The sequence below is a fragment of the Roseburia sp. 499 genome, assembly GCF_001940225.2.
Classification (GTDB): Bacteria; Bacillota; Clostridia; order Lachnospirales; family Lachnospiraceae; genus Petralouisia.
This window is the reverse complement of sequence record NZ_CP135164.1, coordinates 2,990,759-3,012,454: the sequence shown is the minus strand read 5'-3', so window position 1 is coordinate 3,012,454 and position 21,696 is coordinate 2,990,759. Positions and strand designations below refer to the sequence as shown.

Below are 21,696 nucleotides of genomic sequence, written 5' to 3'. Positions count from 1 at the left end.
AAAGATAGAAAAGATAAAAAGAGAGAGAATATCCTTTTTGTTTTTCCAGACATCGAAAAGAGTGTGGTCTTTTTTTATAAATGAAAAAATCAGAATAAAAATGCCGGACACAATCAGGCGAAAGGCGGTAATCCCAATTTTTGATTATTCTTTTGCGACATTGTGTTGTCCTCCTGAATTCTTTCTTTTTTGGGCTCTAAGAGTGCGGAAAAAATCGCTAAGCATGGTGGAGCACTCTTCTCCCAACACACCTTTTTCCAGTTCTACCTGATGATTAAAAGCACTGATTTGCAGCAGGTTTAGAACAGATCCTGCACAGCCGGCCTTAGGATTCATACTTCCGATGACCACCTTATCCATACGAGCTTGCACGATGGCGCCGGCACACATCTGGCAAGGCTCCAGAGTAACGTACATGGTACAGCCTTCCAGTCTCCAGTCGCCTAACTTTTTGCTGGCTTTTTTTATAGCAAGAAGCTCTGCATGAGCTAAGGTGTTTTTATCTGTATTGCGGCGGTTGTATCCTCTCGCAATGATTTTTCCTTCATATACAATAACGCAGCCAATAGGTACTTCTTCTAATTTTTCTGCTTTTCGCGCTTCCCGAATGGCGGCTTTCATAAATTTTTCTTCCTGATTCATATACACTCCTGATAATTATATGATAATATATATACTATCATATAATTCACAAAAAGGGGAGAGCGTTATGCAGATACATGGATTTCAAAAGACGACTTTATTGGATTTCCCTGGGTATGTAGCATCTACAGTGTTTTGCGGTGGGTGCAATTTTCGCTGTCTTTATTGTCACAATAAAGATTTGGTATTGCATTCGGGAGAAATGCCCCTTATTTCGGAAGAAGAGGTATTTGCGCATCTGAAGAGGCGGAAGGGGATTTTAGATGGTGTTTGTATTACAGGCGGAGAGCCAACGTTACAGCCGGATTTGGAAGATTTTATTCGGAAAGTAAAAGAATTGGGACTTAAGGTAAAATTGGACACCAATGGCTATTGCCCGGATGTATTGATGAATTTGTGTAAAAAGAATCTGGTTGATTATGTGGCAATGGATATTAAGGGAACACCGGAGCAATATGAGAAGATTACCGGTGTAAAACCGTGGGATTTTAATAAGATACAGGCATCCGTCTATTTTCTTATGAGTGGAGAGGTTCCTTACGAATTTCGAACTACGGTAGTGAAGGAACTGCACACGCCGGAGGATTTACAGAAAATTAGTCAATGGATTAGTGGTGCCAGGGCGTACTATTTACAGAATTATCGGGATTCAGAACAGGTAATGCAAAGAGGTTTTCATGGATATGAGCCGGAGCAATTGAAGCAAATCTGCGAAATTGTTCAGAAGAAAATACCTGTGGCACAGGTGAGAGGAGTGGAATAAATGGAAATGGTATATGAGACACCGAGACTGGTGCTTAAGATATTGCGAGAAGATGCAGCGGAAAAAGTATTAGATTTTTACGAAGAAAATAAAGAGATTTTTGAACGGTATGAGCTGGATCGGGAAAGAAATTTCTATACCAAGGCACATCAGGCAGCATTGTTGCGGTGTGAGTATAACCTTATACTACGGTTGCAATTGGTAAGGTTTTGGGTATTTGAAAAAGAAAATCCAAAGCGGATTATCGGGACCTTTTCTTTTCACAACATTCGCCAGTCGGCATATATGGATTGTGAACTTGGATATAAGTTTCATCAGGATGTGTGGAGGAAGGGATATGCCAGAGAAAGCATTCAACGAGGAATAGAAATTATGTTTGGAGAGCTGGAGATGCATCGAATGGAAGCATTGGTAATGCCGGAAAATGAACCGTCGAAACATCTGCTCAAGGCGCTTGGATTTAAATTGGAAGGTGTGAAACGGCAGAATGTAAAACTTCACGGTGTATGGTGTGACCATGAAGTTTACAGTCTGTTGAATGAAAAAATGCTATGATTCTTTTAACGGACGAATCCAATAGCCGAATTGACCGGTTTTAATATTGGATTCAGAAGTAGAATGAAATTCCGGAAATCCAAAAAGAGTGGCCATAACCCGTTCTGGATTCTGGAATACACCGGGGACGCCCAAAAACCATTGACAGGATTGTGCGTCTTTTTTTCTGCCCAAAATCAGGTGATGATAATTAAAGAACCCGTGAAGCAGAAAACTGTTATTTCCCAGGTGCCAGTAGGATTTTGGAAGTAAATGTAGATTTTTTAACTCCAATTGCACCCACTGGAAAGAGTCCTCGCGGGAAAAGGGAAATACGGGAGGGAAGTTCTCCATGATAAAATCACGGCGCAGAGAATGAGATTCCGGTTCAGGCGTTTCGAAGGAAAGGTCGGGGGCTACCTCTGCTGCTTCTAGGTCAGGAGACACATTTTTTTCAGGAGTGATTGCTTCTTCCGGAACAGAAACATTCTCTTGATTAGAAGTTTGGGCAGGGAAAAAGGAAGTTCGGTCAAAGGAATCATCATCCCATTGGCTTAAAATCATTTCCCGTTCTGAGATAGGAAGAAAGATTCCTTTGATACAGGAAATAGAATAGCCGGTGCCGGAAAGGCTGGTAGAATCGAATAAATCTTTAAACTCTCCGGTGCCTCGCACAAAGTTTACAGAGCCAAGTAAAACACCTGGAAAACCAGCATTCGTTTGGGTATAGAAATACACCGGAATATCATGGTTGATTAATCCGGTGTTCTTCATATGTATTTCTACGCGGCATTGCGCATCTCTCTTTTCGATTTTAGCATAACCCACGTTACGGGTTTTGTGATTACCTTCATATAAATAAAGGTAAGTAACTATACGATGGAATTCAGACATTTCATATACTCCAACAAGCTTTCTACATCTTATTCCATAAGCATATAAATTATTCCTCGGAGGTGTCAGAATCCTGATTCTGTCCGGTAATAGCAAGAGCGAGGTCCGAACCAAAGGAAGACATATTAGCGGGTACCCAGGAGTTATCCTGAATAACACATTCCACAGTAATGTCGGTAGTATCTTCTGATGGCGTTACGTCCTTATAGGCAGCAATTAAGTTCTGGGTGTACTTTTCCATGAGGAATACCTGCTGTTCTTCTAATGAAGTAAGGCCGGATTGGTTGGCTGCCTCTCTGGCGCTATAAAAGGCATTTTTATCTAACTGGGATTCGTCAAAGTAGGTAGTATGAAGGACTACAGTGGCTTTTCCCTCGGATTCGGATGTGATTTCTGCACTTGCCTCTAACTTGGAAAGAGCCTCTTTTCTTGCAGCACAAAGTTCATCTAAAGTATTGTCATCGATTTCCTGTCCGCTGGCAGAAAAGTTGGAACGAATCGTTTCTTTCACAGAATCATCATATGTAGTTTGCGCTGATTTGATTTCCTCATCTGACATGCCGAGAGAGGAGATTCCTTCCGTATCTCCAAGAATATATAAATCATAAATTGCCTTTACGGAAGAAGCAGCGTTGTTTTCCGGTTCTCCGCAGGCGGTAAGCAAAGCAGAACATACAAGGATACAAAACATGACAGTACAAAATTTTTTCATCAGAAACGCTCCTTAAATAAAATAGAATGAAATGTGAATTAATTAGTTTATATTATAAAGGCAAAAGAAGTAAAAGGCAAGGAAAGAAAAAGGAAGAAAAGGAGAGAAATGGATATTTTTTCACGGAAACACATGGACAAACAAAAGGAAGAAAGATATAATTAGGAAATTATCATAAAAAGGGGACTGGATTATATGGTGTACGAAATTGGAAGTTTTATACATGACTTAAGAGTAGAACGGGGGTATTCTCAAGAAGAATTGTGTTATGGAATATGTTCTACGGGGAATTTGTCTAAGATAGAAAATGGAATACGAATGCCCAATCGAAAGACCATAGAAGCATTGATGCAACGACTTGGCTGTGAGGACGTGTTTTTGCAATTTTCCAGTAGGATTAGGGTGTCAAAAGGTTACTGACCTTTGATATATATTTGTACCTTGAAAACTTAACACGATATATCAAATCATAACGATATCTGATAAAATATAAATATCAAATATCGAGGTGATTCAAATGGCTTTTGTTACTAATGATAATCAACAACTAACTCTGACAGATAGCACTTTTAATCTCACGCAAAGAGAAAAAAGGGTTTTGGAAAAATCATGGGCAAATACTTTTGCAGAAAAAGTTTTTCCAGCTATTGATGAAAGTATTTTTTCTGTTCTATATAGCGATAAAGCTTCTCGTCCCAATACACCTGTAAATGTAATTGTTGGGGCACTGATTCTGAAAGAAGCTCTTGGTGATACTGATGATGAATTAGTGGAAGCACTTATGTTTGATGTTCGTTATCAGTATGCTCTTCATACAACAAGCTTTGAAGAACAGCCTCTCAGTGATCGTACATTAAGCAGATTTAGGGCAAGAGTATTAGCATATGAGACAGAGCATGATGTTGATCTGATTCATGAATGCATTGTGAAGATGGCAAAAGAGATAGCTGAATTTATGAATATATCTCCAAACATGCAACGAATGGACAGCTTAATGATTGCAGCTAATATAAAAAATCTTTCTTTGTTAGAACTGTTTTATACATGTGTTGCCAACCTTGCGAAAATAATGAATCAACGTGAAATCACTCTTCCGGAGGAACAATACCACTACATCGAAAAAGATGATTATAATCGCTGCATATATCACCAAAGAAATCTTGATGCTACAGAGCGAACAATTGTTGTGATGCATGACGCCGAAAAACTTATTGAGCTTTGCGATAAAACAGGTAATCTTGATGATACCAGTGAATACCAGCTTCTCATTCGCCTCTTAAAAGAAAGAACAATCATTGATGATGACGGAACCAGACGTCTTCGGAAAAAGGAAGAAGTTGAAAATCCATCTGAAGTTTTATTAAACCCATCTGATCCAGAGGCTACTTTTCGATACAAAGCCGGTGGAAAGAACTTAGGCTACGTTGGAAATGTTGTTGAATCCGTTGGTGAAAAAGGAAGCCTTATAACTGACTACGCGTACGAGAAAAATATATATGCTGACAATCAGTTTATGAAAGATTATCTGGAACAACAGGATACTTTTGATGAAGGAGCCTTCATGGTAGCGGATGGTGCTTATAGCGGCGAAACGAATTCGCGGATAGCTGCATCACATAATCTCAAGCTGGTAACAACAAATTTTACCGGTCGTAAGCCAGATGAAATATATGCTGACTTTAAATTTTCCGATGATGGACATTTTTTACTTGAATGTATCAATGGATGTACACCAGAGGAATGTACCTATGACTCTGGAAATGAACGCTCAGTTGCCCACTTCAAAACAGAGGAATGCAGTTCATGCCCGTATAAAGACCGTTGTCAACCACGCTTTCTGAAAACAAAAGTCCGTAAGGAAGTTTCATGGAAAGCAGTAGGAAGAGCAAAACAGCTGCAATACATGAAGACCGAAGAATTCAGCCGGTACTCTCGCTTTCGAAATGGAGTGGAGGCAGTTCCATCCCTTCTACGAAGAAGATATAACGTAGATAAGATTCCAACGCGCGGCAAGAATCGAACCAGATTTCATTTTGGATTTAAAATAGCAGCATTAAATTTTCAAAAGTTATTGGATTATATCAATAACTTAGATAATTGTGCTCCAAAAACTAAAACAGCATAAAAACAACAAAGAAAGTCATCTGTACAATCGCTGGCAAACAGGTCTAAAGCAAAGCTACAACTCAATTCGTGTTAAATTTTCAAGGTACAAACAAAATCAGATATTAATTAATGTGTCTTTTGACACCCTAATCCCAGTAGAGAAGAAATGTATCAGGTGGAAATTTGTGAAAAGATTGTAGGAAAGTTGGCGGAAAGAGATTTCGATGGTTTAGAAGAGTTGGTAGAAGAATTCGAAGCGTCTATTTCGGAAGGAGATGTGTTGAATTCTCAATATTGCCGTTTTACTAAGGCGATGATAAGTCAGGCGAAAGGGGCGCAGGCAGAAACGGTTATTAGAGAATTGGAAGAGGCATTGCAGATGACAAAGCCCGGATACATGAAGGAAGGATTTAAGGTCAAAGGGTTATTGACTTATAATGAGATAACGATTTTAACCAATATAGCAAATAATTATGCGAAAAACGATAATGATAAGGCAATGAAGATTCTTTTTGCACTGAAAGACTATATGGATAACCATGTGCTGGATGGGAATGAGAGAGTAAAGAAGTATCAAATTATTATTCATAATCTTTCTGATATTTTAGTGGATGAAAAAAGATATGATGAAGCCATAGATTTGTGTGATTTGGGAATAGAAATTAGTAAAGAAAACAACCGCCTGCGCCTGTTTCCGTACTTTCTTGTGAACAAGGGATTTGCCTTGCTGGGAAAGGGTGAGGAAGAGCAGGCGCAAAAGCAGCTGCAAAAAGGTTATCATATGTGGGAAGCTATGGATAATGAAAAAGAATGTCAGCGACTAGTTCATTATCTCAAAGAAAAATGGAATTTTACTGATCTTCTATAGCGAGGTGGAATCCTAAAGTAGCCGCTCCGCTATCGCCAGAATGATTTACCGGGTTTCCGAATGACATCATCAAAGCGGAAGAAAGTAATAAAGCTGCACATAAAACGCTAAAAAATTTTTTCATTGTAAAAATCCTCCTATAACTGTTATGTATTTAATAATTACAGGACAAGAATAACTCATGTGTAGAAAAAAGACCATGAACTTTGAGGAAAATTTGGAAAAAAGAAAACTTTCCTCAAAGTTCATGGTAAATAAAAAGCGGTATGTTACAATGAAACACAGAGTATGAATATCTCGGGGGGCGGAATCATTTCCGAAAAGAGAATATCAGCTCTAGCAAAAGTGTCAGAAGACTCTGCAAAATCAGCAGGGTCTTCTTAAATCTACAGGGGATTATGCTTTGTGTACTTCGCGTAAGGAAAGGTCACGATTTAATAGAACAAAGTCTGCAATTTTTCCGAATGTAAGGCTTCCGTATTTGTCATCTACGCCAATGGAACGAGCGGGATTGATAGTGGCGCATTTTACAGCACTAGCCAACGGAATTCCCATGGTCACGGCGGTGCGCATACAGTCGGCAAGATTGGTAACAGAGCCCGCGAGTGTGCCATCTGCCAGAGTGGCGCGGTTACCGTTAACGATTACGTTTTGATTGCCTAGCGAATACATACCATCAGGCATTCCGGTTGCCATCATGCTATCGCTGATGAAAACAATGCGATTGTCTGTAAACATAGAAAAAGCAGTGCGGATAGCAGATGGATGAATGTGTACACCATCACAAATTATTTCGACGAAACAGTTTGGAGTATCAAAAGCTGCACCGATAACACCGGGAGCTCGATGGGTAAATCCGGACATGGCATTAAAAAGATGAGTCACATGGTTTGCTCCGGCTTGAAAGGCGGCTATAGCAGTGGCATAATCACTGGAGGTGTGTCCGATTGAAATGGAGATATCCTTAAATGGAGAGGATTTCAATTTTGGGATAAACTCCATGGCACCATCTGTTTCGGGAGCAAGGGTCAGAAGTTTTATCAGTCCGCCGGAAGCTTTCTGCCAGTCTTTTAATGCCTCGTAGCTGGCAGACGTGATGTAATTCGGGTTTTGAGCACCCCGTTTTTCATAAGCAATAAAAGGGCCCTCCAAATTAATTCCAATCAAACGTGATTCAGAAGTATTGTTTGGTTCAGCAGCAAATACCTGTGCGTTTTGGCAGATATCTATAAGCATTTCTTTTGATAGTGTCATGGAGGCCGGGCAAATAGAAGTAATACCCTGGCTAAGTTCATATTCTGCTATGGCATGAAGTCCTGCCAAAGATGCATCGCAGAAGTCATGGTTTGCACAACCATGAAAATGAATATCAATTAATCCGGGAATGACATAACATCCATTGGCATCAACCTCTACGTTATCTGTGGTGTGGTCTGAAAAAAGACCATTTTCTGTATATAGTGTTTCTTTTATAAATCCTTCATTTTCATGGAAAACAAGACCATTTATAATTTTCATAGAAAACTCCCTTCTACTATTATTAAAGTGGACATTTACTTAAAGCAGCAGCATCGGCTACGAGAGTAACGTCCGGATGCATTTGAAGGATGGAAGCGGGGACCTGTGGTACAACAGGACCAAAGAAGGCTTTGTTTACAATATTGGCTTTGCCTTCACCACTTACAATGATTAAGATTTTTTTTGCCATCATGATAGTCTTGATTCCCATGGTATAAGCCTGAGTTGGAACATCTTCAATTTTTTTGAAAAATCTGGAATTTGCCTGAATCGTACTTTCTGTCAGGTTTACGCAGTGGGTTTCTTTTTCGAAAGCAACGCCGGGTTCATTGAATCCGATGTGGCCATTATTACCTAGTCCCAAAAGTTGCAGATCAATACCTCCCAATTCTTGAATAATAGCTTCATGGTCGGCACACGCCTTGGCAGCATCCGGTTCCATACCATCCGGAATATAGGTGTTTGCGGGAGCAATATTGATGTGCTTGAAAAAGTTTTCGTTCATGAAGTAATAGTAGCTTTGTTCGTTGTCGTGAGACAGTCCGCGGTATTCATCTAGATTGACGCTTTTTGTATGAGAGAAGTCCAGGTCTCCTTTTTTATACCAATCAATTAACTGTGTATAGATGCCCAGAGGGGAAGAACCGGTTGCGAGCCCCAGGACACAGTTGGGTTTCATGATAACTTGTGCGGAGATAATATTAGCAGCCTTACGGCTCATTTCAGTGTAATCTTTGGCTTTGATAATTTTAATCATAAGAAACACCCCCATATCATAGATAGACAATCTTCAAGATAATGCTAACAGGAAAAAGCAAAAATCGCAATGAGTTTAAAGTAAGAAAGAAATATAAGATAAAAAAAGGGAAAGAATGTGCAAATCAGAAAAAAGCAGAAAGAAAATCCATAGCGTCTTGTGCAAAATACACAAAGGTATTATAATGGAAGTATATAATATGAATCAGGGAGGTAGAGGAAAATGAAGCAGAAAAAACAAAAGAAAATGGTTTCTATCAAGACAAAGCTTTTGGGAACAATACTTCCGGTAGTAATCATTATTGTATTGCTGTTGGTAGGAGTATCTTATTATATTTCCAAAAATATCATAACCGGATATTCTGAAAGCCTTTTGAATTCATCTATTGAAAATCAGGCAAATCAGATTGAAGCATGGTTAAATGAGAACCTGGCAGCATTTCAGAGTGTGAAACAGACCATAGAAGGAACGGAACCGGATGAAAAAGGACTTCAACTTATATTAGACCAATATTATGGGTATAGTGATAACTATCCGGAGGGACTGTATATAGCGGATGAAAAGGGAAAACTGATAACGGCAACAGGTTCCGGAAAGACAGAAAGTGATCCGACGGAAGCGGTATGGTATAAAGATGGTTTGACAAGAGTAAATATGGGATTCACTGATGCATATACGAATGCAGATGGTGAAGCGGTGCTTAGTGCATCTGGTATTTTAAATGATAATTCTGGAACGATGAAGGTGATATCAGCGGATTTGTCTCTTCAGCGTATTAGTATTATCGTAAACAGTTTTGTAGAGATGGATGATGCACAGGCATTCCTTGTAAATTCCACAGATGGTACAATTCTTGCGCATCGTGATAACAGTCTCATTTCTACGAAGCTGAGTGAATCCAAGGATAGCTTTATGAGGGATATAGAAGAAAAACGTGAGCAACGTGATTATCAGATGACAGAGATGGATGGTAATATGACTGCTTTTAAAGAAGTACCGGGAACAGACTGGATATTGGTGTCTTATATTCCGACATCAGTTGTTTATTCTGATATTAATAGGGTTAGACTGGTTATGGTTGTAATAGCAAACGTGTCGTTATTGATGCTGGCTATTTTGATTGGTCGTGTGGTACATATTACAATCAAACCGGTAAAAGAACTGACGAAAGTAATTACAGCTATGACGGATGGTGACTTTACAGTAAGTGTAAAAACTCGAAGTGGTGATGAAATCGGTGTTATGAGTCAATGTGTAGAGAAATTCATTGAGTCAATGCGTGACATGATTTCTTCGATTCACGGAGTATCTAGTAAGCTACATATACAGGCAGATAACAGTAATAATGTTTCTGACCAGATGTATGATGCCTCCAGAACGCAGAGTCAGTCCATGCAGGAATTGAACAATACAGTAGAACAGTTATCTCTTTCGGTTAATGAAATTGCAGAAAACGCAACAACATTAGCAATGGTAGTAGCAGATACCAGAGAAGATGGCGAACAGGTTGATGGTAAGATGAAGGAAACGGTAGAGGTTTCTCGTCAAGGAAAAACAGATATGCAAAATGTTGGGGTTGCAATGCAGAGTATCAATGAATCCGTGGTGAAATTGCAACAGGCAATTGACAAGGTAGGAAAAGCATCGGAAGAGATTACGAATATAACCAGTGTTATTAGTGGTATTGCAGAGGAAACAAACCTGTTATCCTTAAATGCATCGATAGAAGCAGCAAGAGCTGGAGAAACAGGAAAAGGTTTTGCTGTCGTTGCTACAGAGATTGGACAATTGGCACAGAACAGCGCGAATTCTGTACGCAATATCGAGAGTCTCATTTTTGAAATTAATGCGCTGGTTAAGGATGCAGTTACGCAGGCAGATGACAGCGTAGATAATATCAATAGTAGTAGCGAATTGGTGGGAGAGGCATTAAAAACATTTGATGTCATCTTTGACAACATTGATGTAGTAAGTAGTTTGGTACAGAGGATGATTGAAAAAGTAGAAAAAGTAGATGAGGTCGCAAGTAATGTAGCTGCAATTTCAGAAGAACAGGCAGCAAGTTCAGAAGAGATTCTTGCTACATCAGATACTATGGTAGAACAGGCAAACAACATTACAGGAAACAGCCAGGCGGTGGCAAGTGATGCAAAAGAACTGACCGCATCAGCAGAAGAGCTGGCAAATCAGGTTGAGATATTTAAGATAGAGAAGGGAGAGTGCTAAAAATGAAAAAGAAGCTAGGTATATTATTGTGTGTTGCAATGATTGGAATGTTGACCCTCTCCGCCTGTGGTGGCAAGGGAACGGCAGGTAGTAAGAATATAAAGGTACTTCTCACATTAAATTCAATGGATACGTTTCGACAGATGTTGGTAGATGCGGCACAGGAAAAAGCATCAGCTGAAGGGGGTCAGTTTGATGTGATGGATTCAGAGGAATCCATAGAAAATCAAGTAGACCATATCAAAACAGCAGTGAAGGAAGGATACGATGTTATTATCTGTGGACCGGTATCTGCGGATACAGCAGTAGAATTGAAGGCAAATGCAGGTGATACTCCAATTATATTCATTAATAGTTGTCCGGATGATAGACGGTTGGAAGAAGGAAAATATATTTATGTAGGTTCGGATGAAGGAGTAGCGGGTCAGTATCAGGCAGAATATGTGCTGGATAAATTTGCGGATAAGGATGAGATTAATGTGGTTCTTCTTAAGGGGCCAAAGAATCACTCTGCAACGAATGGAAGAACTAGCGGCGCAAAACAGACTTTAGAAGCAAGTGGAAAGAAAATCAATTATGTTTTTGAGGATTATGCCAACTGGGATACAGAGCAGGCGAAAGAAATGTTTGAAATATTTTTAAAAACAGGTGTACCTGTGGATTGTGTTATCTGTAATAATGATGGAATGGCACTTGGAGTAGTGGAGGCATGTAAAGAAGCAAAAATCGATTTAAGCGAATTACCAATTCTGGGAGTGGATGCAACTGCCGATGGATGTGCTGCAATTGAAAAAGGCGAAATGGCATTTACCGTTTATCAGTCCGCTGTTGGGCAGGGGCAAGCTGCAATAGAAGCGGCTATAAAGTTTGCAAAGGGCGAGTCTATAGATGGCATAGAGGGAGCTACTGAGGATGGAAAATATGTATGGGTACCATTTGAAAGAGTGGATAGTAGCAATGTAGCTGAGTATAAATAGATAAAATATTAATCAAAATTAAAAAATCCGTATTTTTAGATAAAATATTATCTATGAATACGGATTTTTGTATGGAACGGAGGAGGGGGGATTTGAACCCCCGCGCCGGTGCTACCGACCTACTGGTGTTCGAAGCCAGACCCTTCAGCCACTTGGGTACTCCTCCTTTTCATATCACATACGATAGTATAACGAATTATTTTTAAGATTGCAATGACTATTTTTAAGGAATTAATTTGCGAAACAGTCCATCGCATTTATGTACAGCTTTTAGATTTGCGAAAGTAATAATGGTTCCAAGTACAAGCCATAAAATAAGATGAACGGTGGAATAATCAAGCATTTCTATAGCTTTTTTTATTATAAGACAATTTGGAATTAAAGTTAATATGGAAGTGATAAGTCCGGGAACGTAGCTTCTGTAAATGAGAAGTGTGCCAATGATATGAATCACTACCAAGTGGAAAGTATTGGCGAATAAAATCCCAAGCCATAGTTCATAGCGATGAAAGAAATATCCAATGCTGGAAGCTAAGAGAAATAAGAGCAATTCTTCTCCAACGGCAAGTGCGAAGACCGATGTATCCGATAGGGTTCCAAAAGGGGTAAATGGAATGTTAATATATTTTTTGCGACAGCTATTCTTGTTTTTCCAGCTAAGTCCCCATATAATTTCTTCCATATCATGTACAATAAATAATAACGGTGCTAACCAAATCAGTTCATTCATGTAAGTATATCCTCCTTAATATTGATAATTACAAGTAGATATTAGAAAAAGAAACAGCAAGTATCAACCATTAGAAAATGGATAATATTATGCATAAGCAACAGATAACATACAAATAGTTGCTTATTTATATAAAAAGTTCTATAATGATTTACGTAAAGATGTAGACCAGGAGATAAAAATGAATCAACAAGATTTACGTGTTATTAAAACAAAAAGAAATATTCAAAATAGTTTTTTGAACTTACTTGGGAAAAAGGACTTTTCTTCCATTACAGTGCAGGAAATATTAGAGGAGGCGCTGATTAATCGTTCTACATTTTATGCACATTATACAGACAAATATGATTTGGCAAGGTGTATGTGTCAGGCGATGCAACAAGAGTTTGAACAGATGGTACAGAAAAGATTTTCATTAGAAGAACCAACACAGATTGTGAAAAGTATTGAAAATGTATATCAGGATGTATATGAGAAACGCGAGGTGTATTCCAGACTTTGGAGAATTCAAACAGAAGAGATTCACTTATATGAAGATATGTCGGTGTATCTGAGTGAACAGTTCTTGAAAGCGTATGTACAGGAAGAGAATGTGGAAAAGGCAGAATATGTTGCTGAAATTTATTCTGCAATTATCATGACATCTATAAAGTGGTGTATAACGCATGGGGTGGAAAGTATGCAGGAGATGATTTCCTTTTTCAGTCCAAAATTGTTGAGTGCGTTTCAAACGTTTTTGGTGTGAAAATTGTATTTTATCAGGAAACATCAAGAAATATTACTGTAATATATTCTTGAGATATACAAAATAATAGGATATAATAAGGTGTAAAAACGCATAAACACATAAAACGCAAAGGATGTGAAGTCGATGAAGAGAATCGGGATGCTGACAAGTGGTGGAGATTGTCAGGCATTGAATGCCGCAATGCGCGGAGTTGTAAAAGGATTAAGCAAGAATACAGATGAGTTAGAAGTATACGGATTCTATGAAGGTTATAAAGGACTTATTTATGGAAATTATCGATTGCTGACACCGGCGGATTTTTCAGGAATTCTGACCAAGGGTGGAACGATTCTGGGAACTTCCAGACAGCCATTTAAGCGGATGCGGATACCGGATGAGAACGGATTGGACAAGGTAGAGGCAATGAAGAAGAATTATAAGAAGCTTCGCTTAGACTGTCTCGTGATACTCGGCGGTAACGGAACACAGAAAACGGCAAATCTTTTGCGGGAAGAAGGATTGAATGTAATTCATCTTCCTAAGACAATAGATAACGATATTTATGGCACAGATATTACTTTTGGATTTCAGAGTGCCATTGACGTTGCAACTTCAGCCATTGATTGTATTCATACAACAGCAGCATCCCATAATCGGGTGTTTATTGTAGAGGTCATGGGACATAAGGTGGGATGGCTTACCTTGTATGCCGGAGTTGCCGGAGGCGCAGATATTATTCTGTTGCCGGAAATACCATATGATATTGATAAGGTGGCAGAAGCAGTACGGCAGAGAAGCAAGGAAGGAAAAGGATTTACTATTCTTGCAGTTGCAGAAGGTGCTATTTCTAAGGAAGATGCAAAACTTACCAAGAAGGAATATAAGGAGAAACTTAAGAAGTCACCATATCCATCAGTTTCTTATGAGGTTGCGGCAAGATTGGAAGAAAAAACAGGGTGTGAAGTGCGTGTAACTGTTCCGGGACATACTCAGAGAGGTGGAAGTCCATGTCCTTATGACAGAGTGCTTTGTACCAGACTTGGTGCAGCGGCAGCAGAATTGATTTTACAGAATAAATATGGTTACATGGTGGCCATGATAAATGGAAATACAAAGCCAGTGCCATTAGAAGAAGTGGCAGGAAAGTTAAAGACCGTAGAGCCGGATTGCCAAATGATTCATGAGGCAAAGCTCATCGGTATTAGTTTTGGAGATTAAAAATGTCTTATACTGCGTTATATCGTAAGTTCCGTCCTCAGGAGTTTGAAGACGTCAAGGGTCAGGAACACATTGTTACAACATTAAAGAATCAAATAAAAGCAGACAGAATCGGACATGCCTATCTTTTCTGCGGGACCCGTGGAACAGGTAAGACCACTATTGCTAAGATTTTTGCAAAGGCGGTGAACTGTGAACATCCCGTAGATGGCAGTCCATGTGGTGAGTGCCCGTCCTGTAAGGCGATTGCAGAAGGGACCTCTATGAATGTGATAGAAATAGATGCAGCTTCTAACAACGGTGTGGACAACATTCGTGAGATTCGAGAGGAAGTGGCATATTCACCGACAGAGGGCAAGTACAAAGTCTATATCATTGATGAAGTTCATATGTTATCTATAGGAGCTTTCAATGCATTGTTAAAGACTTTGGAGGAGCCCCCTTCTTATGTCATTTTTATTTTGGCAACAACAGAGGCGCATAAAATACCAATTACCATTTTGTCGAGATGTCAACGGTATGATTTTAAGAGAATTACCATTGATACCATTGCAGCGCGATTAACAGAATTGATGGAGACGGAAGGGGTAGAGGTAGAAGAAAAAGCAATTCGTTACATTGCTAAAGCTGGAGACGGTTCCATGCGTGATGCGTTGAGCCTTTTGGATCAGTGTATAGCCTTTTACCTTGGACAGAAGCTCACCTATGATAATGTATTAGAGGTTCTCGGGGCGGTGGATACGGAAGTGTTTAGCCGGATGCTTCGTAAGATTATGGAAAAAGATATTCCGGGAGTCATTGCATTATTAGAAGAACTGATTATTCAGGGGAGAGAACCGGGACAATTTGTGGTAGATTTTACATGGTATCTTCGGAACTTGCTGTTAGTGCAAAGTTCTGATAATATGGAAGATGTGCTGGACATTTCAAGTGACAATCTGGCACTGTTGAAGGAAGAAGCCCAAATGATAGAAGCGGCGCAGCTAATGCGTTATATCCGGATTTTTTCTGAATTGTCCAATCAGATACGATATGCAACTCAGAAAAGAGTTATGATAGAGATTGCGTTGATAAAACTGTGTAAGCCGCAAATGGAAGAAGATTACGGTTCTTTGGTAGAACGTATTGCACAGTTGGAGAAAAAGGTGGAAGAGGGAGTGCCGGTACAGATGTCAGCTGCACCTACTCAGACAGCAGGAACATCCCCAAGTACAACACCAAAGCCCAGACCACAACTACCGAAAGCGATTCCGGAGGATGTGCAACAGGTAGTGAAGAATTGGAACTCTATTTTAGAAGGACTTTCCGGAATGTTGAAAAATTATTTGCGTCCGGCACATTTAAGCCTGGGCGGAGAAAGCCAGTTGCTGATTGTGCTAGATGATGAAGTGGCAGAAGGGATTGTTAATTCTGATAGTCACAGGCAGGAATTGAAAGATGCCATAGCAATGAAAATTGGAAAAGAGGTAGAGGTCAAGGTTCAAGTGAATCAGACAAATCGACCGTTTGAAGAATCTTTTCCGGACATCAGTAAGTTAATAAATATGGAAGTAACTATTGAAGATTAGAAATATAGAGGTTTAGAATTAGGAGGAAAGAAAATGGCAAAACGTGGAGGATTTCCGGGAGGAATGCCTGGAAACATGAACAATTTAATGAAGCAGGCGCAGAAAATGCAGAAACAGATGGAAGAAGCAACAAAAGAGTTAGAAGAAAAAGAAGTAACTGCAACTGCAGGTGGTGGAGCGGTTGAAGTAACTGTTTCCGGTAAAAAAGAAGTAACTAAGGTAAAACTTGCAGAAGAAGTTGTGGACCCGGATGATATTGAAATGTTAGAAGATTTAATTATGGCTGCAACCAACGAAGCATTAAGACAGATTGAGGAGTATTCTGCACAGTCTATGTCCAAAATAACCGGTGGACTGGGAGGAATGGGCGGAGGTTTCCCATTCTAATCGAATAAGAAATTGGAGAAAACAATGGATTATTACAGTACTCAGATTAGTAAATTAATAGAAGAATTGTCAGGACTTCCGGGGATTGGAAATAAGTCTGCCCAAAGACTGGCATTTCATATATTAAATATGCCGGTAGAACATGTTGAAAAATTATCTGCCACAATTATTGACGCCAGAAGAAATGTGAGGTATTGTAAACAGTGTTTCACATTGACGGATGATGATTTTTGCCCGATTTGTAAGAACAGTAATCGTGATCAGAAGACCATTATGGTAGTAGAAGATACTAGAGATTTGGCAGCGTATGAAAAAACCGGAAAATATGAAGGTGTTTACCATGTGTTGCATGGAGCAATTTCCCCGATGCTTGGCATTGGTCCAAATGACATTAAGTTAAAGGAGCTGATGCAGCGACTTCAGGGGGATGTAAATGAGGTAATTATTGCGACAAATTCTAGTCTGGAGGGTGAAACAACAGCAATGTATATCAGTAAGCTGATTAAGCCTACGGGTATTAAGGTTTCCAGAATTGCCAGTGGAGTTCCTGTAGGTGGTGATTTGGAATATATTGATGAAATGACATTATTGCGTGCACTGGAAGGAAGAACAGAAATATAATTATTTTTAAAGGAGAAAATCATGGAAAATTTAGAACTTCAAAAGATTGCAAATGAAGTCCGTAAAGGTATTATTACCGGAGTTCATGCTGCTAAGGCTGGACATCCGGGCGGATCATTATCTGCAACCGAACTGTTTACTTATCTGTATTTTGAGGAAATGAATATCGACCCGAAGGATCCAAAGAAACAGGACAGAGACCGTTTTGTACTGTCTAAGGGACATACTGCACCGGGACTTTATGCGACTCTGGCAAATAGAGGATTTTTTCCGGTGGAGGATTTAGAGACTTTGCGTCATATTGGTTCTCATTTACAAGGACATCCGTGTCTTCAACATACGCCGGGAATTGATATGTCCAGTGGTTCTTTAGGACAGGGAATCTCTGTTGCAACAGGAATGGCACTTTCTGCAAAATTAAGTGGAGACAGCTATCGCGTCTACACACTTCTTGGCGATGGTGAGATTCAGGAAGGACAGGTATGGGAAGCTGCTATGTTTGCAGGGTTCCGTAAGTTGGACAACCTTGTAGTAATTGTAGATAATAACGGTTTACAGATTGATGGAAAGGTAGATGAGGTATGCTCTCCTTATCCAATCGATGAGAAGTTCAAAGCATTTAACTTCCATGTAATTAATGTAGCAGATGGAAATGATTTTGATGAGCTCCGTGCTGCATTTAAAGAAGCAAGAGAGACTAAGGGAATGCCTACAGCTATTATTATGAAGACTGTAAAAGGTAAAGGTGTATCCTTTATGGAAAATCAGGCAGGATGGCACGGCAAAGCACCAAACGATGAAGAATATGAAATTGCCATGAAAGAACTGAAGGAGGCAGGTGAAGCATTATGTCAGAAGTAAAAAAGATTGCAACCAGAGAAAGCTATGGAAATGCATTAGTGGAATTAGGAAAAGAACATGAGAATCTGGTAGTATTAGATGCTGACCTTGCAGAAGCTACCAAAACAGGAATTTTCAAGAAGCAGTTTCCGGAACGTCACATTGACTGTGGAATTGCAGAGTGCAATATGATAGGGATTGCAGCAGGATTGGCAGCAACAGGGAAAGTACCTTTTGCAAGCTCCTTTGCGATGTTTGCAGCAGGAAGAGCTTTTGAACAGGTTCGTAACTCTGTGGGATATCCGCATTTGAATGTAAAAATTGGAGCAACACATGCAGGAATTTCTGTAGGAGAAGATGGAGCAACTCATCAGTGTAATGAAGATATTGCATTAATGCGTACGATTCCGGGAATGATTGTTATCAATCCATCCGATGATGTGGAGGCGAAAGCGGCTGTAAAGGCTGCCTATGAATTAGATGGACCGGTGTACTTGAGATTTGGACGTCTTGCAGTTCCGGTTATCAATGACCGCCCGGATTATAAATTTGAGATAGGAAAAGGCGTGTTGTTAAAGGAAGGAAAAGATGTGACCATCGTAGCAACCGGACTTTGCGTATCAGAGGCTCTTGCAGCAGCAGAAAAGCTTGCAGCAGATGGAATAGATGCAGAAGTTATCAATATCCATACCATTAAGCCATTAGATAGCGAGTTGATTGCAGCATCCGCAAAGAAGACAGGAAAAGTAGTAACCGTAGAAGAACATTCTCTAATTGGCGGATTGGGAAGTGCGGTATGCGAATGTCTGTGTGAAAAGGCACCAACACCGGTATGCAAAATTGGTATTAATGATGTATACGGAGAATCCGGACCGGCAATAAAGTTGATTGAAAAATACGGACTGGATGCAAATGGAATTTATGAAAAAGTAAAAGCATTTGTAAAATAAACGAACAAAAAGGGCTTTCTACAACAAAAAATGTTGTGGAAAGTCCTTTTTTGATGCCTAAAAAAGAATACTGCCAAAGAAACACGAAACATTTTTAGAAATCAGGACATGAATTTTCAAAAACTGCAAAGAGAATATGCTAACATGGACAAAAAAATGAGGTGATGACATGATAGAAATTATTTGCAGGGAAAATCAGCAGGAAGAACAGGAAATAAAGCCGCCGAAAAACATCCGACAGATAGGAAATCCGCGAGGAAGACACAAAATATATATGGAAGATTATGTGTATACCTATCTGCGAAATCAGGCACGTTCTGTGCAAAAATCAGCAGCGGTGTTGTTGGGAAAGAGCTGTGTCAGCAAAGATATGCGCTATACATTTATTAGTGGAGCAATTGAATGCGGACAAGCAGTATTTCAGTTTGACAGTATTTATCTGGATGAAAGTTTTTGGGAATACATATATACAGAAAGTCAGGAATATTTTTCTGATACTACTATAGTTGGTTGGTTTGTAGGAAAAAAGGGAGAAGGACTGCAACTTACTACAGCAATAGAGTCCGCGCATCGCAAATATTTTACGGGAAGAGACAAAATACTGATGCTAATGGATGCAGAAGAGGATGAGGAGTTGTTTTACATCTATGAGCAAGGGTATCTGCAAAAAAGAGAAGGCTACTATATTTATTATGAAAAAAATATTGCCATGCAGGAATATATGATAAGAAAAAGAGAAGAGGTAAGTATAGACGGTTCCGAATGGGAAAAGTTGCACGAAGAAATACATGAGAAAACTGTAGAAGAAAAAAAAGAGGAGATATTTGCAAAAAGCAGCATGGAGGAACCGTTGTCGGAAGCGGAAAAGGCATTGCAAAATTATCGACAGAGCATGATGGAAAAACAAGGACATAAGGTGGAACGTCAAAATAAACGATTTTTGTATACGGCAGCCTCCTTTTTTATGATTGCTTTTTGTCTTGTGGGGATTACAACCATCAACAATTACCGAAAAATGAAAGAAGTTGAGGATGTATTATATGTAATGAAGGAAGAGAAACAGGAAAAGAAAGAGGAAAAATCCGATTTAGTGGTAGAAAGTGTAGAATCGGATGTAGTGCCTTTACAGGAAGAGGAAAAACAGCAACAAGTAGCGGAATCACAGACAATGCAACAGCAAGTGGTGAATCAGCAGGCGATAGAACAGCAGCAGACGTCAGAACCGCAACAGGCGTCAGAACCGCAGTATTATGTGGTTCAAGCGGGAGATACGTTAGAATCCATATGTTTAAAGGTGTATCAGGATAAGTCTAAAGTAGCTGAATTGTGTCAGGCCAATGGAATAGAGAATGGAAATCAAATTCAGGCGGGACAGAAACTGATTCTGCCGTGAAAAAACTATTTTTTAATGCACGGACAAAGAAAATGCGTTATAATAGATGCAAGTGTAATTTTGGAGGTGCAGTTTTGGCAGAAGGAACATACCGGGTGGTACAGTCGGACGTAGAAGAAATGCATGAGAAAATCCGAGTCCACCGGAGAAGAATATTAAGATGGATATGTATTATAGTGGTATTATTGTTAGTGCTTTTGACGGCGGGATATCTCTATTTTCAAGCAAAGATATACTCTAAATATGAAATTATAAATAGTGTGGAAAGAGAAGATTCTGCTGGAACACAGTTTGTTTCTTTTGCAGGGAATATTCTGAAATACGGTAAGGACGGAGCTCTTTGCATTGATGAGAAGAATCAACTTATATGGAATCAAACTTACGAGATGCAGGCGCCTATGGTAGATGTTTGCGAAGGATATGCCGCTATTGCGGAGAAGAAGGGCAACAAGATTTATATTATGGATGTGAAGGGCAAAAGTGGTGAAATAGAAACAACTATGCCCATTCAGCGGGTGCAGGTGGCAAATCAGGGAACGGTTGCTATTTTGATGGAACAGAATGGAACAGGATATTTGCAGGTTTATGACAAAGAAGGAACCTTTTTGGCAGAAGGAGAAGTACATACAGAAAACAGTGGATATCCATTAGATATTACACTTTCTAATGATGGAAAGAAGATGGCGGTTTCCTTATTAGATATCAATGGAGGAAACGTAAAAAATACAATTACTTTTTACAATTTCGGTTCTGTAGGACAAAATGAGATTGATAATATTGTAGGGACGTATTCCTATGCAGATATGGTTTTTCCTAAAATAGAATTTCTTACCAATGACATTATGGTAGCATTTGGAGACCAGAAAGCAATTATATTTGAAGGAACACAAAAGCCTCAGGTGAAAAAGGAAATCGAATTGAAACAGGAAGTACGTAGTATTTTTTACAATGAGGCATATCTGGGATTCGTATTTAATAATGACAGTGTAAAGCAACCATACAAAATGAGTGTATATAATTTACGAGGAACGGAAGAGATGAGCCAGACCTTTGATATGGATTATGCTGAAATTAATTTTCTTGAAAATGATGAAATATGTGTCCGCAACGAATTGGAGTGCGCCATTTATAAAATGAGAGGAAATCGAAAATTTCATTATAATTTTGAAAAAAGTATTTGGAAGGTATTCTCTACCAAGAATAGCCTGGAATACATTTTTATGATGGATGGAGAAACACAGAAAGTGAGATTGAAGTAGAAGTGG

General features: G+C 39.3%; 23 protein-coding genes and 1 tRNA gene. 16 read left to right on the top strand and 8 right to left on the bottom strand.

What is annotated here, in order from left to right; genetic code table 11:
* Nucleotides 1–144 precede the first annotated feature (144 nt).
* On the bottom strand, nucleotides 145–642 hold the full coding sequence (gene tadA, locus BIV20_RS14815) for a tRNA adenosine(34) deaminase TadA (RefSeq protein ID WP_075717348.1): 498 nt from the start codon (nucleotides 640–642) through the stop codon (nucleotides 145–147).
* Between the two features lie 67 nt (nucleotides 643–709).
* Between tadA and BIV20_RS14810 the strand changes: the two genes are divergently transcribed.
* Nucleotides 710–1,405 (top strand): anaerobic ribonucleoside-triphosphate reductase activating protein, encoded by a 696-nt coding sequence (locus BIV20_RS14810; protein ID WP_330554340.1) that lies wholly within the window; start codon nucleotides 710–712, stop codon nucleotides 1,403–1,405.
* Nucleotides 1,406–1,960, top strand: coding sequence for a GNAT family N-acetyltransferase (locus BIV20_RS14805; protein ID WP_330554339.1), 555 nt, complete (start codon nucleotides 1,406–1,408; stop codon nucleotides 1,958–1,960).
* Here BIV20_RS14805 and BIV20_RS14800 read toward each other — a convergent pair.
* Both BIV20_RS14800 and BIV20_RS14795 read right to left on the bottom strand, forming a co-directional pair.
* Nucleotides 1,955–2,833, bottom strand: coding sequence for a DUF6128 domain-containing protein (locus tag BIV20_RS14800; RefSeq protein WP_075717344.1), 879 nt, complete (start codon nucleotides 2,831–2,833; stop codon nucleotides 1,955–1,957). The genes BIV20_RS14805 and BIV20_RS14800 overlap by 6 nt on opposite strands.
* 49 nt (nucleotides 2,834–2,882) lie before the next feature.
* Nucleotides 2,883–3,545 carry a DUF5105 domain-containing protein gene (locus BIV20_RS14795; protein ID WP_075717342.1) on the bottom strand — a complete coding sequence of 221 codons (663 nt, stop codon included), beginning with the start codon at nucleotides 3,543–3,545 and terminating at the stop codon, nucleotides 2,883–2,885.
* Nucleotides 3,546–3,740: 195 nt separating this feature from the next.
* Here BIV20_RS14795 and BIV20_RS14790 point away from each other — a divergent pair, with 195 nt between their 5' ends.
* The 3 genes from BIV20_RS14790 to BIV20_RS14780 all read left to right on the top strand — a co-directional run bounded on the left by BIV20_RS14790 (nucleotide 3,741) and on the right by BIV20_RS14780 (nucleotide 6,519).
* Complete coding sequence (locus BIV20_RS14790) at nucleotides 3,741–3,965, top strand: helix-turn-helix domain-containing protein (RefSeq protein ID WP_075717340.1); 225 nt, start codon at nucleotides 3,741–3,743, stop codon at nucleotides 3,963–3,965.
* Between the two features lie 97 nt (nucleotides 3,966–4,062).
* A complete protein-coding gene (locus BIV20_RS14785) occupies nucleotides 4,063–5,670 on the top strand; it encodes a transposase (RefSeq protein ID WP_075720716.1) in 1,608 nt (535 codons plus the stop codon).
* Between the two features lie 147 nt (nucleotides 5,671–5,817).
* Complete coding sequence (locus tag BIV20_RS14780) at nucleotides 5,818–6,519, top strand: hypothetical protein (RefSeq protein ID WP_075722031.1); 702 nt, start codon at nucleotides 5,818–5,820, stop codon at nucleotides 6,517–6,519.
* Here the strand turns inward: BIV20_RS14780 and BIV20_RS14775 are convergent.
* The 3 genes from BIV20_RS14775 to nagB form a co-directional block, all read right to left on the bottom strand.
* A complete protein-coding gene (locus BIV20_RS14775) occupies nucleotides 6,503–6,643 on the bottom strand; it encodes a hypothetical protein (RefSeq protein ID WP_158024957.1) in 141 nt (46 codons plus the stop codon). The genes BIV20_RS14780 and BIV20_RS14775 overlap by 17 nt on opposite strands.
* Nucleotides 6,644–6,915: 272 nt before the next feature.
* A complete protein-coding gene (nagA, locus tag BIV20_RS14770) occupies nucleotides 6,916–8,037 on the bottom strand; it encodes an N-acetylglucosamine-6-phosphate deacetylase (protein WP_075722030.1) in 1,122 nt (373 codons plus the stop codon).
* Between the two features lie 22 nt (nucleotides 8,038–8,059).
* A complete protein-coding gene (nagB, locus tag BIV20_RS14765; RefSeq protein ID WP_334309565.1) occupies nucleotides 8,060–8,791 on the bottom strand; it encodes a glucosamine-6-phosphate deaminase in 732 nt (243 codons plus the stop codon).
* A gap of 225 nt (nucleotides 8,792–9,016) precedes the next feature.
* Between nagB and BIV20_RS14760 the strand changes: the two genes are divergently transcribed.
* Nucleotides 9,017–11,020 (top strand): methyl-accepting chemotaxis protein, encoded by a 2,004-nt coding sequence (locus tag BIV20_RS14760; RefSeq protein ID WP_075717337.1) that lies wholly within the window; start codon nucleotides 9,017–9,019, stop codon nucleotides 11,018–11,020.
* A gap of 2 nt (nucleotides 11,021–11,022) precedes the next feature.
* Complete coding sequence (locus BIV20_RS14755; protein WP_075717335.1) at nucleotides 11,023–11,997, top strand: sugar ABC transporter substrate-binding protein; 975 nt, start codon at nucleotides 11,023–11,025, stop codon at nucleotides 11,995–11,997.
* Between the two features lie 77 nt (nucleotides 11,998–12,074).
* Here BIV20_RS14755 and BIV20_RS14750 read toward each other — a convergent pair.
* Nucleotides 12,075–12,163 (bottom strand) — tRNA-Ser (locus BIV20_RS14750).
* Between the two features lie 57 nt (nucleotides 12,164–12,220).
* Entirely contained in the window at nucleotides 12,221–12,727 is a 507-nt protein-coding gene (locus tag BIV20_RS14745; RefSeq protein WP_075717333.1) for an HXXEE domain-containing protein, read from the bottom strand.
* 181 nt (nucleotides 12,728–12,908) lie between these two features.
* Between BIV20_RS14745 and BIV20_RS14740 the strand changes: the two genes are divergently transcribed.
* The 9 genes from BIV20_RS14740 (at nucleotide 12,909) to BIV20_RS14700 (ending at nucleotide 21,690) form a co-directional block, all read left to right on the top strand.
* Complete coding sequence (locus BIV20_RS14740) at nucleotides 12,909–13,472, top strand: TetR/AcrR family transcriptional regulator (RefSeq protein WP_075717331.1); 564 nt, start codon at nucleotides 12,909–12,911, stop codon at nucleotides 13,470–13,472.
* Nucleotides 13,473–13,598: 126 nt separating this feature from the next.
* Nucleotides 13,599–14,672, top strand: coding sequence for a 6-phosphofructokinase (locus BIV20_RS14735; protein WP_075717329.1), 1,074 nt, complete (start codon nucleotides 13,599–13,601; stop codon nucleotides 14,670–14,672).
* 2 nt (nucleotides 14,673–14,674) lie between these two features.
* The gene (gene dnaX / locus BIV20_RS14730) at nucleotides 14,675–16,240 is read left to right on the top strand and encodes a DNA polymerase III subunit gamma/tau (RefSeq protein ID WP_075717327.1); all 1,566 of its coding nucleotides are present in this window, start codon (nucleotides 14,675–14,677) and stop codon (nucleotides 16,238–16,240) included.
* 33 nt (nucleotides 16,241–16,273) lie between these two features.
* Nucleotides 16,274–16,627 (top strand): YbaB/EbfC family nucleoid-associated protein, encoded by a 354-nt coding sequence (locus tag BIV20_RS14725; RefSeq protein WP_075717325.1) that lies wholly within the window; start codon nucleotides 16,274–16,276, stop codon nucleotides 16,625–16,627.
* A gap of 24 nt (nucleotides 16,628–16,651) precedes the next feature.
* Nucleotides 16,652–17,248 (top strand): recombination mediator RecR, encoded by a 597-nt coding sequence (gene recR, locus BIV20_RS14720; protein ID WP_075717323.1) that lies wholly within the window; start codon nucleotides 16,652–16,654, stop codon nucleotides 17,246–17,248.
* A 21-nt stretch (nucleotides 17,249–17,269) separates the two neighbouring features.
* A complete protein-coding gene (locus BIV20_RS14715) occupies nucleotides 17,270–18,109 on the top strand; it encodes a transketolase (protein WP_075717321.1) in 840 nt (279 codons plus the stop codon).
* Nucleotides 18,097–19,038 (top strand): transketolase family protein, encoded by a 942-nt coding sequence (locus tag BIV20_RS14710; RefSeq protein ID WP_075717319.1) that lies wholly within the window; start codon nucleotides 18,097–18,099, stop codon nucleotides 19,036–19,038. The genes BIV20_RS14715 and BIV20_RS14710 overlap by 13 nt, the downstream gene beginning before the upstream one ends.
* A gap of 169 nt (nucleotides 19,039–19,207) precedes the next feature.
* Nucleotides 19,208–20,431 carry a LysM peptidoglycan-binding domain-containing protein gene (locus BIV20_RS14705; RefSeq protein WP_075717317.1) on the top strand — a complete coding sequence of 408 codons (1,224 nt, stop codon included), beginning with the start codon at nucleotides 19,208–19,210 and terminating at the stop codon, nucleotides 20,429–20,431.
* A gap of 74 nt (nucleotides 20,432–20,505) precedes the next feature.
* The gene (locus BIV20_RS14700; protein ID WP_075717315.1) at nucleotides 20,506–21,690 is read left to right on the top strand and encodes a DUF5711 family protein; all 1,185 of its coding nucleotides are present in this window, start codon (nucleotides 20,506–20,508) and stop codon (nucleotides 21,688–21,690) included.
* Nucleotides 21,691–21,696: the final 6 nt, after the last annotated feature.

Coding starts and splice junctions, on each gene's coding strand:
- BIV20_RS14710 (WP_075717319.1), top strand. CDS start 18,097: ATGTCAGAAGTAAAAAAGATTGCAACCAGAGAAAGCTATGGAAATGCA.
- nagA (WP_075722030.1), bottom strand. CDS start 8,037: ATGAAAATTATAAATGGTCTTGTTTTCCATGAAAATGAAGGATTTATA.
- BIV20_RS14725 (WP_075717325.1), top strand. CDS start 16,274: ATGGCAAAACGTGGAGGATTTCCGGGAGGAATGCCTGGAAACATGAAC.
- BIV20_RS14755 (WP_075717335.1), top strand. CDS start 11,023: ATGAAAAAGAAGCTAGGTATATTATTGTGTGTTGCAATGATTGGAATG.
- BIV20_RS14790 (WP_075717340.1), top strand. CDS start 3,741: ATGGTGTACGAAATTGGAAGTTTTATACATGACTTAAGAGTAGAACGG.
- BIV20_RS14760 (WP_075717337.1), top strand. CDS start 9,017: ATGAAGCAGAAAAAACAAAAGAAAATGGTTTCTATCAAGACAAAGCTT.
- BIV20_RS14800 (WP_075717344.1), bottom strand. CDS start 2,833: ATGTCTGAATTCCATCGTATAGTTACTTACCTTTATTTATATGAAGGT.
- recR (WP_075717323.1), top strand. CDS start 16,652: ATGGATTATTACAGTACTCAGATTAGTAAATTAATAGAAGAATTGTCA.
- BIV20_RS14775 (WP_158024957.1), bottom strand. CDS start 6,643: ATGAAAAAATTTTTTAGCGTTTTATGTGCAGCTTTATTACTTTCTTCC.
- BIV20_RS14705 (WP_075717317.1), top strand. CDS start 19,208: ATGATAGAAATTATTTGCAGGGAAAATCAGCAGGAAGAACAGGAAATA.
- BIV20_RS14785 (WP_075720716.1), top strand. CDS start 4,063: ATGGCTTTTGTTACTAATGATAATCAACAACTAACTCTGACAGATAGC.
- BIV20_RS14735 (WP_075717329.1), top strand. CDS start 13,599: ATGAAGAGAATCGGGATGCTGACAAGTGGTGGAGATTGTCAGGCATTG.
- BIV20_RS14715 (WP_075717321.1), top strand. CDS start 17,270: ATGGAAAATTTAGAACTTCAAAAGATTGCAAATGAAGTCCGTAAAGGT.
- tadA (WP_075717348.1), bottom strand. CDS start 642: ATGAATCAGGAAGAAAAATTTATGAAAGCCGCCATTCGGGAAGCGCGA.
- BIV20_RS14745 (WP_075717333.1), bottom strand. CDS start 12,727: ATGAATGAACTGATTTGGTTAGCACCGTTATTATTTATTGTACATGAT.
- dnaX (WP_075717327.1), top strand. CDS start 14,675: ATGTCTTATACTGCGTTATATCGTAAGTTCCGTCCTCAGGAGTTTGAA.
- BIV20_RS14795 (WP_075717342.1), bottom strand. CDS start 3,545: ATGAAAAAATTTTGTACTGTCATGTTTTGTATCCTTGTATGTTCTGCT.
- BIV20_RS14740 (WP_075717331.1), top strand. CDS start 12,909: ATGAATCAACAAGATTTACGTGTTATTAAAACAAAAAGAAATATTCAA.
- BIV20_RS14805 (WP_330554339.1), top strand. CDS start 1,406: ATGGAAATGGTATATGAGACACCGAGACTGGTGCTTAAGATATTGCGA.
- BIV20_RS14810 (WP_330554340.1), top strand. CDS start 710: ATGCAGATACATGGATTTCAAAAGACGACTTTATTGGATTTCCCTGGG.
- BIV20_RS14780 (WP_075722031.1), top strand. CDS start 5,818: ATGTATCAGGTGGAAATTTGTGAAAAGATTGTAGGAAAGTTGGCGGAA.